Raw genomic sequence first — 14,733 nt, 5'->3', positions numbered from 1 at the left:
GCGTGATTTGTAGTGTGCTGATATCTCTGTATCTCTAGAATACAAGAGAACCGCTCAAGGCGAACGGATTTCATTCCGTTTTGTGCCTTGAGCGAAGCGAAAGGAATGGAAATAATCATGAAGAGAACGATATCGAAAGGCCGCCTCTGGACGGCACGCGTCATGTACGGATTGGCCTTGCTGTTTATGCTGTTCGACAGCATCACCAAATTTATTAAACCGGCCCCCGTCGTCGAAGGAACGGTGCAGCTCGGATATGCGGAGCATCATCTCGTCGTGATCGGAGCGCTGGGGTTGATCGCCACGATTTTGTACGCGATTCCCCGGACCACGGTGCTTGGTGCGGTGCTGCTGACCGGATATTTCGGCGGTGCGATTGCGACCCATGTTCGCCTGGATAACCCGCTGTTTTCCCATGTGTTATTCCCGGTGTATATCGCCATCCTGGTATGGGGAGCCATCTGGCTGAAGGATGACAGCGTGCGCAAGCTCATTCCGCTGCGTCAGAAGGAAGATTGAGCCTCGCATGGGGAACATCATTTTGTATTTGCATAAGTCGCTGGACGGCGTCGTTTCCGATCCGCAGCGGTGGATGCGCTTCGGCGACGATATGTTGGAAGACGCCCTTGCGTACTACGATACGCTCGATACGGTCGTAGTCGGCGGCCATACGTACCGGTCCATGGCCGAATATTGGCAAGCTGCGGAGAAGACGTCCGTATCCCTGTTAGAGCGCGCGTTTGCGCGAAAAATAAACCGCATCAACAAAATCGTACTGACGCGTTCCCCGATGGAGCTCGTGTGGAATCATTCACAGCAGCTGCTCCTCAGCGACCGCGAAACGTTGATCCGGGACATGGAGAAGCTCAAACGGGAAAGCGGCGGCAAGCATATATCCGTGGAGAGCGGGATTCGAACGTGGCGCTTGTTTTTGCAAGCCGGGCTGTTCGACGAAATGCGGCTGTTCGTCCATCCGGTCATCGCTGGGCAAGGCGAGAAGCTGTTCAGCGGCTTAGAACCGGAGGTTTCCATGCGTCTTCAGAACAGGATCGACTTTGAGGGCGGTGTCGTCCTACTGCACTATCGCAGAGCATGAAACCGGAATGCAAAGAAAGGCTGAGGGGCTGTCACGGAGCGGCTTCGTGCACGCTTCGGGCAAGTACAAGAGAAGCTCGCTTCCTAAGAGACACTCTTATCGAAGCCTCAAAGCCTCGAAGCCTGAGGCCTTCACGATGCAGGTCCATTCGTGGTTTAGCAGAAGTTTTTCTTGCGAGCAGAACGTCTATTCATCGCTGTAGCGCTTTAATGAAATTAGACTTTCCTTATGCTAAAAAAGTCAAGGATACGCGATGCGTATCCTTGACTTTTTGGCGCGCCCCCGATTCCTTACAGCGAATCGGCGATAACGACCTCGACGCCTTTCAGCTGCTTCAAAAACTCCGGATTCGCTCCGGGATCGGTAATCAGCGTATCGATCTGGGACATCTCGGCAAACGTGGCGATCGACCGGCGGTTCAGCTTCGTATGATCCAATAGCGCGACGACTTTGCTGACATTCGAGACGATCGTCTTCTTCAGTTCGGCTTCGTATACGCTGAAATCGGTCAACCCTTCGGCAACGGTGAATCCGCGCGCGGAAGTGAAGAGAATATCGGCGTGAATTTGCGACAGCAGCCCTTTACCGAGCAGCCCTTCCAGCGAGCTCGAGCCGGGCCGCAGCACGCCGCCCACGACAATGACGCTGATATGCGGGTTGCGGGTCAATTCCTGCGCGGTGGCGAGGCCGTTCGTGACGACCGTCAAATAATCGTATTGAACCAGATGCTTGGCAAGCTCGAGCGAGGTGGAGCTGGCGTCCAGGATGATGCACTGGCCGTTCTGCACGAAGTTGGCCGCCGCCTTGCCGATCATCATCTTCTCCGTCTGATTGACCTGGCTGCGGGAATGGAACGTATATTCCTGCGTCGGAGGCTTGGGCAGCACCGCTCCGCCGTGCGTTCGTTCCAGCAGGCCGTCTTCCTCCAATATTTTGAGGTCGTTTCGGAGCGTACCCTCGGAAACGCCGAGCTCAAGCGATACATCTTTGACCAGGAGCTGCTTATGTTGATTCAATATGTGCATAATCCGGTTCCGGCGTTCAGGTGCTAACATCCATCGCATCTCCCATAACTGAATATTTATTAAAATTATAACAAAACAAAAATGGTCAATCAATAAAATAATACTGAATGCAGCGTAAATAAAACATTTTAAGTATCGTTTTTATTATAAAATAATGATAAATGAAAATAAATCACAATAAACATCAGTAAAAAGCAAAATATTTATTGACAAATACAGGGTCTGATGCAAAAATGGTAATAAATAACCGTACTGTCATACCAAGCGCCAGACACGGATTTATTATCGATCATTCAAGGAGGCAGCCTTATGAACCATGTTGAAATCCCAGAACGAATGAAAGCGATCGTCGCTTACGCTCCGGGCGATTACCGGCTGGAGGAGGTTGACGTGCCGCAGGCAGGGCCTGGCGAAATCGTCATCAAGGTGGAGGCTTGCGGCATTTGCGCCGGCGACATCAAGGCTTACGAAGGAGCACCCAGCTTCTGGGGCGATGCGACGCAGCCGGCGTATATTAAGGCGCCGATGATTCCGGGCCATGAATTTATCGGCCATATCGTGCAAATCGGCGAAGGCGTACAAGGCTTCCAGCTCGGAGAGCGGGTCATCTCCGAACAGATCGTGCCTTGCTGGGACTGCCGCTTTTGTAAGCGTGGTCAATACTGGATGTGCGAGAAGCATGACCTGTACGGATTTCAGAACAACGTGAACGGCGGCATGGCGGAATATATGAAATTTACGAAGGAAGCGATCAACTACAAGGTTCCGCCCGATCTTCCGCTGGAGCAAGCGATCTTGATCGAGCCGTACGCATGCTCTTTCCATGCCGTGCAGCGGGCGCAAATTCAGCTCGGCGACGTCGTCGTCCTGTCGGGTGCGGGAACGCTCGGTCTCGGGATGGTCGGCGCCGCCAAGATGGCAGGTCCAGGGAAGCTGATCGTGCTCGACTTGTTCGAAGATCGGCTGGAGCTGGCGAAGCAGTTCGGAGCGGATCTCGTGCTCAATCCGAAAGAAGTGGACGTCGTCGCCGAAGTCAAGCGGCTGACGGGCGGCTACGGCTGCGACATATATATAGAAGCGACAGGTCATCCGAAGTCGGTGGAGCAGGGACTCGCCATGATCCGCAAGCTCGGCCGATTCGTCGAATTCAGCGTATTCAAAGATCCGGTGACGGTGGACTGGAGCATTATTAGCGACCGGAAGGAGCTCGACGTTCTTGGTTCGCATCTGGGTCCTTATTGCTATCCGCTGGTCATCGATGGGATCGCCAGCGGGAAGCTGCCGACCGAGGGGGTCGTGACGCACCAGCTTCCGTTGGAAGATTACGTCAAAGGCTTCGAGCTTGTGAAGAAGGGCGTTAATTCTTTGAAGGTCATTCTGATTCCCTAGCGGCGAGGCTTGCCGTTAGGCGGCGGCGAAGCCGGACCGGATTGGGGAGCATGCATTCATCCGGGCTCGCGCGTCGCGGTTCGATACGCATGATCCGGGCGAGCAGCACATCGTTCATTTGTCCCGGTCCACCCGGCTGCGCAGTATCGCCTCATGGTTTACGTTTCAAGCTGATTTTCCCTATATTACCTGATGGAGGCTATCGAGATGAGAATAGCGATTGGGGCCGACGAGGCCGGTTATACATTGAAGGAAATCATTAAAAGCTACCTCGGCGACAAAGGCGTGGAATGCGAAGACTTCGGCCCATCCGACGGCAATGAGCAGATCGATTATCCCGATGTCGGGTTTGCGGTAGCGGAACAAATTATGCAAGGGCGGTTCGACAGAGGCATTCTCGTCTGCGGAACGGGAATCGGCATGACGATCACGGCGGACAAAGTGCCGGGCATTCGCGCTGCGCTTTGCCACGATACTTACTCGGCCGAACGTGCAAGGAAGAGCAACAATGCCCAAGTGCTGACGATGGGCGCCAGAGTGATCGGCCCGGAGCTGGCTAAGCATGTCGTGCAGGCATGGCTGGACGCGGAATTCGACGGGGGAGCCTCCGAGCGGAAGGTGCAGAAAATTATGGAAGGCGAACAGCGCCTGAATCAATCGAGGGGGCCGCAATCCGAGAACTCGTGTTCCTGAGCCGGACGAATCTATAACGAAGCTAAAGGCGGTAGCGGTATGAAACAACTGGCCTTGGAGTTTTTGCGCGTAACGCAGACGGCGGCGATCGCCGCCCTGCCGTGGGTAGGGCGGGGCCGCAAGCATGAAGCGGATGAAGCGGCGACGGCGGCGATGCGCCGGGTGCTGCGGCAAATTCAGATGGACGGCGTCGTCGTTATCGGCGAAGGCGAGATGGACGAAGCGCCGATGCTGTATATCGGGGAGAAGACGGGAACCGGGCAAGGACCGCAGATCGACATCGCCGTCGATCCGCTCGAAGGGACGAATCTCGTCGCCGGAGGGCAGAACAACTCGACGGCTGTCATTGCCGCCGCTCCTAGAGGCGCGCTGCTGCATGCGCCCGACATGTATATGGAGAAGCTTGCCGCAGGCGCGGGGGCCGGCGGCGTGATCGATATCGGCCTGCCTGTGGCCGATAATGTGCTTCGCGTCGCGGCCGCACTGGGCAAACCGCTGCGGGAGATGACGGTTTCGGTGCAATCCCGGGAAAGGCATCAGGCGGCGATCGATGCGATCCGAGAGACCGGCGCGAAGGTGCGGCTGTTCGACGACGGCGATGTGACCTGCGCGATTGCCGCCGCCATGGAGGAGAGCGGCATCGACCTGTTCTACGGCATCGGCGGCGCGCCGGAGGGCGTCATCTCGGCCGTCGCCGTCAAATGTCTCGGCGGCGACATGCAGGCGCGTCTGCTGCCCGCAAGCGAGGCCGAACACGAGCGGTGCCTGCGGATGGGCTTATCCGATCCGTGCGGAAGGCTCACGCTGCAGGATATGGTCGCTTCCGACGAATGCGTGTTTGCCGCGACGGGAATTACGCCGGGACCGCTGCTGAGTGGCATTGCGCACGCTTCGGGCGGCAGGCTGCTGACGCATTCACTGCTGACGTCCGGTCCGAGCGGCGTTCACTTCATTCGTTCGATGCACGCAGGCAGTATGGCCGGATAAGCTATAGCTATGGCTCCGGAACGATGTGCGGCGTAAGCGGGCATGCTGTGAACGCGCCCCGCCGAAAAAGTGTGACCGGATAAGGAGGGAGCCGTGTCTGCTTTCCGGACCTATGTTCCAGATATAGACAAAAGGGGAGAAACATCCATGAGTTCCATTCGCTTAATCGTCAGCGATCTGGACGGAACGCTGCTGTCGGAAGACAACCGGCTGAACGATTCCGTGATCGACGCCGTACGCCGCTTTCGGGCGTCGGGCGGGCTGTTTACGATCGCGACCGGCCGGTTCGGGCCTAGCGCTCGTCCGATCGTCGACCGTCTGGATATCGATATTCCGTATATTTTGTGCAACGGCTGCGTCATTGCCGACCGCGACAAAATATGGGAGATGGCGCAGCTGACGCTGGAGGAAATCGCGCCGTTTCTGCGCGAGGCCGATCAGGCGGGCGTAACCGTCCTGCTGTTTGGCGAGGACGGCATCCGGACGCTGCGGTCGACGCCGGAGACGGCGTATTTCGAACAGCGGGAAGGGCTGCCTTGCGTACCGCTCAATCCCGGGGACGAAGCCTGGACGGAACGTCCGGTTCAGAAGGTCGTTCTGATCGGCGATATGAGCCAGATCAGGCCGTTATGGGATCGCTGCCGGAGCGGGTACGCGAGGGAGTATGCGGCCGTCCAGTCGGAGGATCATTTCTTCGAAATTATTCCGGCTCGACAGAGCAAAGGGGAAGCGCTCAAAAAGCTGATGGCGCATCTGGGCGTCGCGCCGTCGGAAGTCATGAGCATCGGCAACCAGCTGAACGATCTGGAGATGATTGAGGAGGCCGGCATCGGCGTCGCCGTAGCGAACAGTCACGATGAGCTGATACGGCACGCGTCGTACGTATGCCGCAACGGCTATGGAGAAGGCGTCGTGGAAGCAATGGAACGGTTCGCCGCCATCGGCGCCGGCTCGAAGGGAGGGAACACATATGTCGATTAGAGGCGTAGCGCACCGGGGCTACCCGAAGCGTTATCCGGAAAATACGCTCGTATCGTTCCAAGCGGCGGTCGAGCTGTCGTATTCGCATTTGGAGCTGGACGTTCAGCTCAGCAAGGACGGCGTTCCCGTCGTCATTCACGACACTTCCGTCGATCGGATGACGGATGGCAAAGGCCGGGTCAACGAGCTGACGCTGGCGGAGCTGAAGGAGCTGCGCATCGCCGGAACCGAGCCCATTCCAACGCTGGAAGAGGCGCTGCTGCTGCTCAAGGACCGGTTGATTGTCGATATCGAGCTGAAGCAGATGGGCAGCTTGTACCCTGGACTGGAGCGCGAAGTGCTGAATACGGTGAAGCGGCTCGATATGCGTGAGCAGACGTTTCTTACGTCATTCGACCATTATGCGCTGTCCCGGGTCAGAGAGCTCGACGACCGTATCGGGCTCGGCGTGATCAACAGCGGCGCGTCGCCGGCGTTGTTCCCGTTCATGAAGGAGATTCGCTGCCGGTATATTTCTGTCCATCATCCGTATATATCCGATGAGTTTCTGCAAATTTGCCGGCGCGAAGAAGCGGTGCTGATTCCGTACACCGTCGATCGAGAGAGCGATATGGCCCGCTTCAGCCGGTATCCCGAGCTGCTGATTTGCACCAATGAGCTGGAGAAGTGGGCGGCATTCGCGCAAGGCGGCTCATAACATTTTTCCCGCACGCGGGTTCGAAACCCGCTCTGTTACATACCGATCCATCCCGGCCCCCGGTAGAAGCGGCTTGCTTCCATCCGCCAAAGGCCGGATTTTTTTGCGTTAAAAAGAAAAATTACGCCACTTTTTTAAATAAATATGGAGAAATATTTCTTTTGGTGCTATACTTTTGACAGGCGCTCATACCATTTATTGTCATGGTCATGGTTAGCTAGTGTTTGATGGAGGAAGCGGAATGAGGAGAAAAATCGTCTATGTGCCGCTGGATGAGCGGCCTTGCAATGATGCGTTTCCCGCGCTGCTTGCCGAAGGAACCGATATTCATCTGGTTCGGCCGGAGGCCGGGCTGCTCGGGCTCAAGAAACGGCCGGCGCCGGTCGACGGGCTGTGGCAGTGGCTTCTGCATGAGGCGGCAGACGCCGACGGGGTAATATTGTCGCTCGATATGCTGCTGTACGGCGGCATCATTCCTTCGCGCCTGCATACGCAGTCGGCGGAAGCCTGCGCGGAAAGACTAGAAGGGCTGAAGCGTCTGAAAGCGCGCAATCCGCGGCTGACCGTATTCGCCTTTCAACTGATTATGCGCTGTCCGCGCTATTCGTCCAGCGATGAAGAGCCCGATTACTACGAGCATTGGGGAAAAGACATTTTCCGCACCGGGTACATTCGGCATAAGCTGGATGCCGGGGTGGCCTCGGAGGAGGAGCGCGCGGAGCTGGTTGAGATCGGCAAGCGGCTGCCGCAGCCGTACCTGGACGACTACTTGCGGCGGCGCGCCGTGAACCGCGAGGTGAACCGGCGGGCACTGAGCTTCGTACTGGACGGGACGATCGATTTCATGATCGTGCCGCAGGACGATTCGGCTCCTTACGGCTGGACCGCGATCGACCAGCAGATGGTGCGCTCGCGCATTCAGGAGCTGAATGTGGAGCTGCGCGCCTATATGTACCCGGGAGCGGACGAGGCGGGCTGCACCCTGCTCGCCCGCATGGCTAATCTGCTGCATCGCCGCGTGCCAGCCGTGTATCCTCGGTTTTCCAGCTTGCAGGGACCGTTTGTCACGCCGCTCTATGAAGACCGGCTTCTGTACGAAAGCCTGAAGTATCATATATTGGCCGCTGGCGGCATGCTGGCCGAAAGCGCGGTGGATGCCGACCTCGTGCTGCTCGTCAACACGCCCGGCCAGACGATGGCGGAAGCCGAAGTGCAATCGGCGCCGAACCCCGGCTATCATGTGCAGCGCAATATCGTGGAGCTGGCCGAGTATGCCCATTACGCGTTGGATAGGCTCGGCAAGCCGTGCGCGGTCGCCGATGTCGCGTATGCGAACGGGGCGGACCTGCAGCTTGTCAAGCTGCTGCGGCAGAAAGGACTGTTGTTCCGGCTTGCCGGCTACGCGGGCTGGAATACGAGCTCGAATACGATGGGCACCGTGCTCGCGCAAAGCATGTTATGCCTGATCTACGGCCATACGGCGAGGCATAACGATTTTCTCGCGCTTCGCTATACGGAGGACGCCGGGTATTGCGCGTACGTCCGGAGCAAGGTGACCGAAGGCGCTGTCAAGGAGCTCGGGCTCAGCTACTTTGGCGTGGACGGAACGAGAGGCCGGGTGGCGTCGATCGTGGCCGCCGAGCTGAGCCATTTCGTAAGGGAACATGTGGACGACGGGCGGCACCGCGTCGTCATCGAAGATTGCTGGCTGCCGTGGAACCGGATGTTTGAAGTCGGGTTAACCGTCCGTCTGGACACGTTGCCGCCCTTGCCGCCGGACCGGCAGGCGCAGGGAACGGGATAAAAGCGACATACAGGAGTGAAACCGAATGAACGATTCTTTATTTGAACAAATTCGGGCGGGGCTGATCGTATCGTGCCAGGCGCTGGAAGATGAGCCGCTGCACGGGGCTTCCGTGATGGCCAAGATGGCTCAAGCGGCCGCTGTGGGGGGCGCCGTGGCCATTCGCGCCAACGGAGCGGACGATGTGCGCGCGATTCGCCAGGCCGTCCTGCTGCCGGTGATCGGGCTTGTGAAGCGGGACTATCCGGATAGCGACATCTACATTACGCCGACCCGGCGGGAAGTCGACGAGCTGATCGAAGCGGGCGCTTCGATGATCGCTTTCGATGCGACGCGCCGGCCGCGGCCTTCCGGGGAAACGCTCGAGCGCCTCGTTATGTACATGCGCTCCCGCGGGGTAATGACGATGGCCGACGTCTCGACGCTGGAAGAAGCGGTCTATGCCGCTTCGCTCGGGGTCGATTGCGTCTCGACGACATTGTCCGGCTACACGCCGTATTCGCCGCAATCCCCGGAGCCGGACTTTCCATTCATCCGCGAAGCGGTCCGCGCGCTGTCCCTTCCCGTCATCGCCGAGGGGAAAATATGGGAGCCGTCGCAAGCGGCTCAGGCGTTGGAGGCCGGGGCATACGCTGTCGTTGTCGGCTCGGCGATTACGCGGCCGCAGCTCATTACGGAGCGCTACGCCTCCGAAGTCCGGAAAGCGGCGGCTGCGGCGCAGGCGGGGCAGACGCCTAGAGGATAGCCGGCCATGAAGCGCCGGCGCATTCGTGCAAGTACAGAGCAGGGCGCGGGCGGCGCCGGGAGGACTGCTCCCGCGCGGCCGCCGTGCACCCGGTCATGAAGGAGCGGGATCGGATGAAGGTGATCGGAATTGACATCGGGGGAACGTCGGTCAAGGGAGTCGTGTGCGACCGGGAAGGCCGCTCGCTGGCCGAAACGAGGCGTCCGACGGATGCAAGGGCAGGACGCGAAGCGATTCTGGCGTCCGTCGCGTCGACGGTAGAAGCGCTGCTCGGCGATCATCCCGAAGCAGCGGCAATCGGTATCGGCACGGCGGGCAGGGTGAATGCGGCCGACGGCATCGTCGTGTACGCCACCGACAATCTCCCCGGCTGGCAAGGAATGAATTTGAAGGCATGGGCGGAAGCGGCGTTCGGGCGCCCCGCCTTCGCCGATAACGATGCCAACGCCGCGCTGCTCGGCGAGTCATGGATCGGCGCCGCCCGCGGCCTGCGGGACGTTGTCATGCTGACGCTGGGCACCGGCGTCGGCGGAGCCAATATGGCCGGGGGCGAGCTCATCCGCGGCGCGAATTGGAGCGGGGGCGAGTGGGGCCATGCCGTGCTTGTGCCTGAAGGGACGGCATGCAACTGCGGGCGAAGCGGCTGCATCGAGCAGTATTTGTCGGGGACGGCGCTCGTCCGGCTCGCTTCGGAAGCAGCCGGCCGCCCCTATCCAAGCGGACTCGACGTCCTGAACGCCGCAGCCGCCGGAGAGCGCCCGGCCCAAGAGACCGTCGACCGGTTCGTCTTCCGTCTGGCGGTGGCCGCAGGCAATATCGCCAACGGCCTTGATCCGGAAGCGATCGTCATCGGGGGCGGCGTGGTCGACGCCCACCCATTGTGGTGGCCTGCGTTTCGCTCGGCGCTCGCGCACGCGGGAAGCCACGCCGACGTTAGGCCCGCGCAGCTTGGCAATCGGGCCGGCACGCTGGGTGCGGCGAAGCTGGCGCTGGACGGGCTGTCGGGAGGACCGGCTGCGTAGCCGCAGTCTGCTCACGGCCGAAGACGGTCGTAAGCCAATTCCGTCATGGATGTGCATTGACGAACCTTACCCGATATGTTATGGTACTACAAATGAGGCATTCCGTCCGGTGTTACGGGCGGGGTGCCTCACTGCTTACCGGCAGATTTTTACATTAAATGTATAAACTGCGGGCGTAAGCGACAACACATTTGGAGGCGAATACTATGATTCAAGTGAAGGAATTTGTCGATTCGGACAGCAGCCTGGCCGCGAACAAAGCGAATGAATTTTTGGCAACGATCAAGGAAGAGCAGTTCATCAGCATCAGCTACGGCACTTTGCTGAAAAGCAAGCCGGATAAAAGCGAATACCAACGAGGCGCCATTCTTATCGTATATAAAACACTGCATAATACTGGGGATTAGTCGAAAATGAAATTTCGTTTGCATCGCAGGGGCAGCGGAGGCCCGGAGTACGTGTACCGGATGTTTTTTCTTTATCTTTCGATCGCATCGGCGGCCGCTGCCTTATTACTGCTGATCGTATTCCTTCTTTTCAAATGAGCGCATGTCAAAAAGGAGAACCGTAAGGCGACGCGAAGCGTCCCTGGAACGGTTCTCCTTTTTCATTTGCAATGCGCAGCACGCTACACTTTGGCGAAGCCGCCGATATAAGCGAATTTGACCTCTTCGATGCGAACGTCGTGCCGGCCGACCGGCGTCTCGAGAATCATCCGCTCACCGGCCGTAGAGAACAGCAGTTGACTGCCGATCGGCGATAGAAACGAAATCCGGTTCTGATCGGGATCGATCTCGGTCGGGAACACGATGGTGAACGATTCCTCGTACCCGTCCTCCTCATAGACGAGCTTTGCCTTGCTGCCGAGCAGCGTAACGGAATGAAGCGACGCCAGCAGCTCGGAGTCGCTTTGCTCCAGCACCGTTTCAAGCATGCCCGCGTATTTGCGGATCAGTTTCTCCATGCCGGCGCGCTGCGAGCTGTGCTGCGGGAAGTATTGATGAATGAAGTCCGTATATTGTTCGTCAAAAAATATGAGCTGATTGATGAGATGCGAACGGGAACCGCTGACGATCCTAGGGTTCATAGTAGATATCCCCCCCGATTTGCTTTTCCATGCTCCGTTTGATGCGATCCATCGTTGTCATGCAAACGACCTCCTTAGAAAAATAAGCTCCCGCAGGAGCTTTCCAAACATTGTATCAGATTCGAATCGCTTATTCCATGCGTTTCCGGCAACGATTGCATAATCTGTGGCGACCGTTGGAACGCTATACAGAAAATACCTGCCGAGGTGCATTCATGCTATCTTTCCTCCGGTTTCCGAAGCGGCGCAGAGGCAAACTGAACGGCTCTCCCCCGAATGCTGCGGCGCCTGCGCCGATCGGCTGCGATCTGGCGATGCGGATCGGGTGGTTTCGGGTGACGTTCGACCACAGCGACGACTTCAAGCTTCATGAGGTTCAACTGCCGGGAGATATCGCCTGCGCGTTTCTGTATATCGACAACATCATCGATCAGACCATGCTCCAGGAGCAGGTCATCGCTCCGCTTCTGCTGGAGGAGCGGTTCGATTCCCCGGAGCGCCTCGTTTCGCATGTAGCGGATCAGGGGCAAATCCCCGTTACCGGCATGAGGACGGTAACGGACCTTCGTCTGGCGACCGACGCCTTGTTCGAAGGAACCGTCGTCATGCTTGTTCATAACGAGCCGCGCATGCTGCTGTTCCCGATGCGGAAGGTAGAGAAACGGCAGATCGCCGGATCGGAGAACGAGAATGTCATTCGCGGACCGAAGGCGGCATTTGTCGAAGATTTGGCGACGAACATGACGATGGTGCGAAGAATTTTGAAGCATCCCGATCTGAAGATGGAACATCGCCAATTCGGCACGTACACGAAGACGAACGTGACCGTGTGCTACATTGAAGGCATTTGCGAGAAGAAGCTGCTGGATGAAGTCAAGGAGCGTCTCTCGCGAATCGACATTGACGGTGTGTTCGGCAGCAGCTATATTGAGGATTTTATCGAGGACAATCCGTATTCGCCCTTTCCCCAGGTGCAGTACACGGAGCGGCCGGATACGTTCAGCGCCTCGCTGCTCGAAGGCCGGGTCGGCATTATGGTGGACGGCACGCCGATGCCGGTTCTCGTTCCGGTCACGCTGTACATGCTGCTGCAATCGGCCGAAGATTATTATCAGCGTTTCGTGGCGGCGACATGGATTAGGTGGATACGTTATTTATTTTTGCTGATCTCGTTTTTGCTGCCCTCCATCTATATCGCAGTGACCACCTTTCATCCGGAGATGCTTCCTCCGAACTTGCTGATCACCGTGGCTGCGGCGAGGGAGAATGTGCCGTTTCCCGCCATCGTCGAGGCGCTGATTATGGAGATTACGTTCGAGGCGTTAAGAGAAGCGGGCATTCGCATTCCGAAGCCGATCGGGCAAACGGTCTCCATCATCGGGGCGCTGGTCATCGGGCAGTCGGCGGTGCAAGCGGGGATCGTGTCCGCCCCGATGGTCATCGTCGTATCGATTACTGGCATCGCATCGTTTATTATTCCGCACTTCGACCTGGGGCTGACGTTTCGGCTGCTGCGATTTCCGGTGATGATTCTTGCCACCAGCTTCGGCCTCTACGGCATCATCATCGCCATTATTTTGATCTACGTCCATCTGGTTTCGCTGCGCTCGTTCGGCACCCCTTATTTGTCGCCGACTGCGCCGCTGGTGACCAGCGATTTGAAGGATGTGCTCGTTCGGGCTCCCCATTGGGCGATGAAGCACAGGCCGCTGCTCTACGGCACGACCAATCGGAAGAGACTCGACGCCCGCTCCAGACTGCCCATTCGACATGATGACGGAGACTGATTCTGATGCTTCTGCGCAAATTAACCTGGCGCCTGCTGCCAGCCTCGCTCTGCCTGCTGCTGCTTCCCGGCTGCTGGTCCCGGATCGAGATTAACGATAGAGCCTTTGTGACGGCGATGTATATGGACAAATCGGAGGAAGGGATCTACGAAGTGTCGCTCGGCTTTCCTTTGCCGAATCGGCTGTCGATCAGCGGCGGGGAAGCGGGCATTTCGACCGAAGGGGGCAACCCGTACACGATTGTGACCAAAACGGCGGAGAGCATTCCCGTCGCCATTCGGAAAATTCGCTCCGACCTGTCTCGGGAGCTGTCCTGGGGGCACTGCCGCGTCATTGTCGTGGGCGAGACCTTGGCGCGGCAAGGCTTGGACCCGCTGATGGAATTCGTTGCCCGTGAACCGAACTTTCATACCAAGAGTTACTTGATGGTCGCTCCCGGTCTGGCCAAAGACATCAGCAAGCTGACACCGGTCTTCGAGCGGTTTCCGAACGAGGTGCTGCGCGAGTTCGCCAGAAGAAGAGTGACGCTTGACACCAGCGTCAAAGATGTATTGGAGGCGGCGGTCAAGGGCGGAGATAGCGCAGCGGCTCTGCTCACGATCGGCGTGTCGGAGATGCTCAGCGAGAAGGGGAAGCGGGGCCCCTGGGTCGGTACGGACGGCGCCGCCTTGATTAGAGGCGGCCGAATGATCGGTAAGCTGAATGTGCAGGAGATGCGGGCAGGACTCTGGATTCAAGGCAAAATGAAAAATTCGGTCATCTCGCTGGACTCGCCGACCGACGGTAAGCCGATCAGCTTCATTATTTTGAGCTCCCATGCGAAAATCCGGCCGGTCTTTGCAAAAGGCAAGCTTCACTTCGAAATTACGATCGAAGCGGAGGACGATGTCATGTCGTCGGAATCGACGATCAATCTCATGGACCCGGATCAGGTCTCGAAGCTGGAGACGCTGCTGTCCGAGCAGCTCATCGAAAGAATCGAAAGAACGCTTAGGAAAACAAGGGACGAAGAAGTGGACGCATTCGGCTTAGGCTGGTACGTCGATTGGCGTTATCCCAAAGTATGGGAGCAGTACAGAACGGATTGGCGCCATATCTATAAGAACACGCCCGTCCATGTAACGGCTCATGTGGTGGTGAAGCGCACAGGCGTGGAGAGTAAATCAATTACTCGTCAGCGCCTGGAACAGAGGGAGATTACGGAATGATCGTCATTACACTTGTTTATGCGGCAATGGCGTGGCATGAATGGCTGTATTTGAGTCAGCGCAACCGGAAAAAAAGAACGTATTGGATCGTCGGGAGCTTTATTGCGGCCGCTTTCCTGTATACGTCGGCGGTATTTTGCTTCAAGGATTTCGCGAGTCCGAACCGGTTGATCGAATATGCGCTGCGTCCCGTGCTGAACATTATTCGCTAA

Annotated in this window: 16 protein-coding genes; 14 read left to right on the top strand and 2 right to left on the bottom strand. The window is 57.7% G+C overall.

Going from position 1 to position 14,733, the window contains the following annotated elements:
- Positions 1–117: 117 nt before the first annotated feature.
- Both KXG62_RS14005 and KXG62_RS14000 read left to right on the top strand, forming a co-directional pair.
- Positions 118–519, top strand: coding sequence for a DoxX family protein (locus KXG62_RS14005; RefSeq protein ID WP_218092590.1), 402 nt, complete (start codon positions 118–120; stop codon positions 517–519).
- Positions 520–526: 7 nt separating this feature from the next.
- Positions 527–1,096, top strand: a complete 570-nt coding sequence (locus KXG62_RS14000; RefSeq protein WP_218092589.1) for a dihydrofolate reductase family protein — start codon at positions 527–529, stop codon at positions 1,094–1,096.
- A gap of 290 nt (positions 1,097–1,386) precedes the next feature.
- On the opposite strand, the gene KXG62_RS13995 is transcribed toward KXG62_RS14000, so the two are convergent.
- Positions 1,387–2,151, bottom strand: a complete 765-nt coding sequence (locus KXG62_RS13995) for a DeoR/GlpR family DNA-binding transcription regulator (protein WP_218092588.1) — start codon at positions 2,149–2,151, stop codon at positions 1,387–1,389.
- Positions 2,152–2,430: 279 nt separating this feature from the next.
- Here KXG62_RS13995 and KXG62_RS13990 point away from each other — a divergent pair, with 279 nt between their 5' ends.
- The 9 genes from KXG62_RS13990 to KXG62_RS13950 all read left to right on the top strand — a co-directional run bounded on the left by KXG62_RS13990 (position 2,431) and on the right by KXG62_RS13950 (position 10,846).
- Positions 2,431–3,510, top strand: a complete 1,080-nt coding sequence (locus KXG62_RS13990) for an MDR/zinc-dependent alcohol dehydrogenase-like family protein (RefSeq protein ID WP_218092587.1) — start codon at positions 2,431–2,433, stop codon at positions 3,508–3,510.
- Positions 3,511–3,717: 207 nt separating this feature from the next.
- Positions 3,718–4,203 carry a ribose 5-phosphate isomerase B gene (gene rpiB / locus KXG62_RS13985; RefSeq protein WP_218092586.1) on the top strand — a complete coding sequence of 162 codons (486 nt, stop codon included), beginning with the start codon at positions 3,718–3,720 and terminating at the stop codon, positions 4,201–4,203.
- 39 nt (positions 4,204–4,242) lie between these two features.
- A complete protein-coding gene (glpX, locus tag KXG62_RS13980) occupies positions 4,243–5,190 on the top strand; it encodes a class II fructose-bisphosphatase (protein ID WP_218092585.1) in 948 nt (315 codons plus the stop codon).
- Positions 5,191–5,337: 147 nt separating this feature from the next.
- Entirely contained in the window at positions 5,338–6,171 is an 834-nt protein-coding gene (locus tag KXG62_RS13975) for an HAD family hydrolase (protein ID WP_218092584.1), read from the top strand.
- Positions 6,161–6,868 carry a glycerophosphodiester phosphodiesterase gene (locus tag KXG62_RS13970; protein ID WP_218092583.1) on the top strand — a complete coding sequence of 236 codons (708 nt, stop codon included), beginning with the start codon at positions 6,161–6,163 and terminating at the stop codon, positions 6,866–6,868. Before KXG62_RS13975 ends, KXG62_RS13970 begins: the two co-directional genes overlap by 11 nt.
- Before the next feature lie 241 nt (positions 6,869–7,109).
- Entirely contained in the window at positions 7,110–8,672 is a 1,563-nt protein-coding gene (locus KXG62_RS13965; RefSeq protein ID WP_218092582.1) for a DUF4127 family protein, read from the top strand.
- Between the two features lie 25 nt (positions 8,673–8,697).
- A complete protein-coding gene (locus KXG62_RS13960) occupies positions 8,698–9,417 on the top strand; it encodes an N-acetylmannosamine-6-phosphate 2-epimerase (RefSeq protein ID WP_218092581.1) in 720 nt (239 codons plus the stop codon).
- Positions 9,418–9,530: 113 nt separating this feature from the next.
- Positions 9,531–10,439, top strand: coding sequence for an ROK family protein (locus tag KXG62_RS13955; RefSeq protein WP_246627443.1), 909 nt, complete (start codon positions 9,531–9,533; stop codon positions 10,437–10,439).
- 206 nt (positions 10,440–10,645) lie between these two features.
- Positions 10,646–10,846 (top strand): sporulation protein Cse60, encoded by a 201-nt coding sequence (locus KXG62_RS13950; RefSeq protein ID WP_218092579.1) that lies wholly within the window; start codon positions 10,646–10,648, stop codon positions 10,844–10,846.
- 221 nt (positions 10,847–11,067) lie between these two features.
- Here the strand turns inward: KXG62_RS13950 and KXG62_RS13945 are convergent, their stop codons facing one another.
- Positions 11,068–11,526 carry a GreA/GreB family elongation factor gene (locus KXG62_RS13945; RefSeq protein WP_218092578.1) on the bottom strand — a complete coding sequence of 153 codons (459 nt, stop codon included), beginning with the start codon at positions 11,524–11,526 and terminating at the stop codon, positions 11,068–11,070.
- Positions 11,527–11,741: 215 nt separating this feature from the next.
- On the opposite strand from KXG62_RS13945, the gene KXG62_RS13940 reads away from it, so the two are divergent.
- The 3 genes from KXG62_RS13940 to KXG62_RS13930 are packed head-to-tail and all read left to right on the top strand — an operon-like array spanning position 11,742 to position 14,733.
- Positions 11,742–13,313, top strand: coding sequence for a spore germination protein (locus KXG62_RS13940; protein ID WP_246627442.1), 1,572 nt, complete (start codon positions 11,742–11,744; stop codon positions 13,311–13,313).
- Between the two features lie 5 nt (positions 13,314–13,318).
- Complete coding sequence (locus KXG62_RS13935) at positions 13,319–14,521, top strand: Ger(x)C family spore germination protein (RefSeq protein WP_218092577.1); 1,203 nt, start codon at positions 13,319–13,321, stop codon at positions 14,519–14,521.
- The gene (locus KXG62_RS13930; RefSeq protein ID WP_218092576.1) at positions 14,518–14,733 is read left to right on the top strand and encodes a hypothetical protein; all 216 of its coding nucleotides are present in this window, start codon (positions 14,518–14,520) and stop codon (positions 14,731–14,733) included. Before KXG62_RS13935 ends, KXG62_RS13930 begins: the two co-directional genes overlap by 4 nt.

It is taken from the genome of Paenibacillus solanacearum, assembly GCF_910593845.1.
In the GTDB taxonomy this organism is placed as follows: Bacteria; Bacillota; Bacilli; order Paenibacillales; family NBRC-103111; genus Paenibacillus_G; species Paenibacillus_G solanacearum.
Note: the sequence above shows the minus strand (reverse complement) of the source record. Positions and strands in the feature narration are given on the sequence as shown.

Coding starts and splice junctions, on each gene's coding strand:
- KXG62_RS14005 (WP_218092590.1), top strand. CDS start 118: ATGAAGAGAACGATATCGAAAGGCCGCCTCTGGACGGCACGCGTCATG.
- KXG62_RS14000 (WP_218092589.1), top strand. CDS start 527: ATGGGGAACATCATTTTGTATTTGCATAAGTCGCTGGACGGCGTCGTT.
- KXG62_RS13995 (WP_218092588.1), bottom strand. CDS start 2,151: ATGTTAGCACCTGAACGCCGGAACCGGATTATGCACATATTGAATCAA.
- KXG62_RS13990 (WP_218092587.1), top strand. CDS start 2,431: ATGAACCATGTTGAAATCCCAGAACGAATGAAAGCGATCGTCGCTTAC.
- rpiB (WP_218092586.1), top strand. CDS start 3,718: ATGAGAATAGCGATTGGGGCCGACGAGGCCGGTTATACATTGAAGGAA.
- glpX (WP_218092585.1), top strand. CDS start 4,243: ATGAAACAACTGGCCTTGGAGTTTTTGCGCGTAACGCAGACGGCGGCG.
- KXG62_RS13975 (WP_218092584.1), top strand. CDS start 5,338: ATGAGTTCCATTCGCTTAATCGTCAGCGATCTGGACGGAACGCTGCTG.
- KXG62_RS13970 (WP_218092583.1), top strand. CDS start 6,161: ATGTCGATTAGAGGCGTAGCGCACCGGGGCTACCCGAAGCGTTATCCG.
- KXG62_RS13965 (WP_218092582.1), top strand. CDS start 7,110: ATGAGGAGAAAAATCGTCTATGTGCCGCTGGATGAGCGGCCTTGCAAT.
- KXG62_RS13960 (WP_218092581.1), top strand. CDS start 8,698: ATGAACGATTCTTTATTTGAACAAATTCGGGCGGGGCTGATCGTATCG.
- KXG62_RS13955 (WP_246627443.1), top strand. CDS start 9,531: ATGAAGGTGATCGGAATTGACATCGGGGGAACGTCGGTCAAGGGAGTC.
- KXG62_RS13950 (WP_218092579.1), top strand. CDS start 10,646: ATGATTCAAGTGAAGGAATTTGTCGATTCGGACAGCAGCCTGGCCGCG.
- KXG62_RS13945 (WP_218092578.1), bottom strand. CDS start 11,526: ATGAACCCTAGGATCGTCAGCGGTTCCCGTTCGCATCTCATCAATCAG.
- KXG62_RS13940 (WP_246627442.1), top strand. CDS start 11,742: ATGCTATCTTTCCTCCGGTTTCCGAAGCGGCGCAGAGGCAAACTGAAC.
- KXG62_RS13935 (WP_218092577.1), top strand. CDS start 13,319: ATGCTTCTGCGCAAATTAACCTGGCGCCTGCTGCCAGCCTCGCTCTGC.
- KXG62_RS13930 (WP_218092576.1), top strand. CDS start 14,518: ATGATCGTCATTACACTTGTTTATGCGGCAATGGCGTGGCATGAATGG.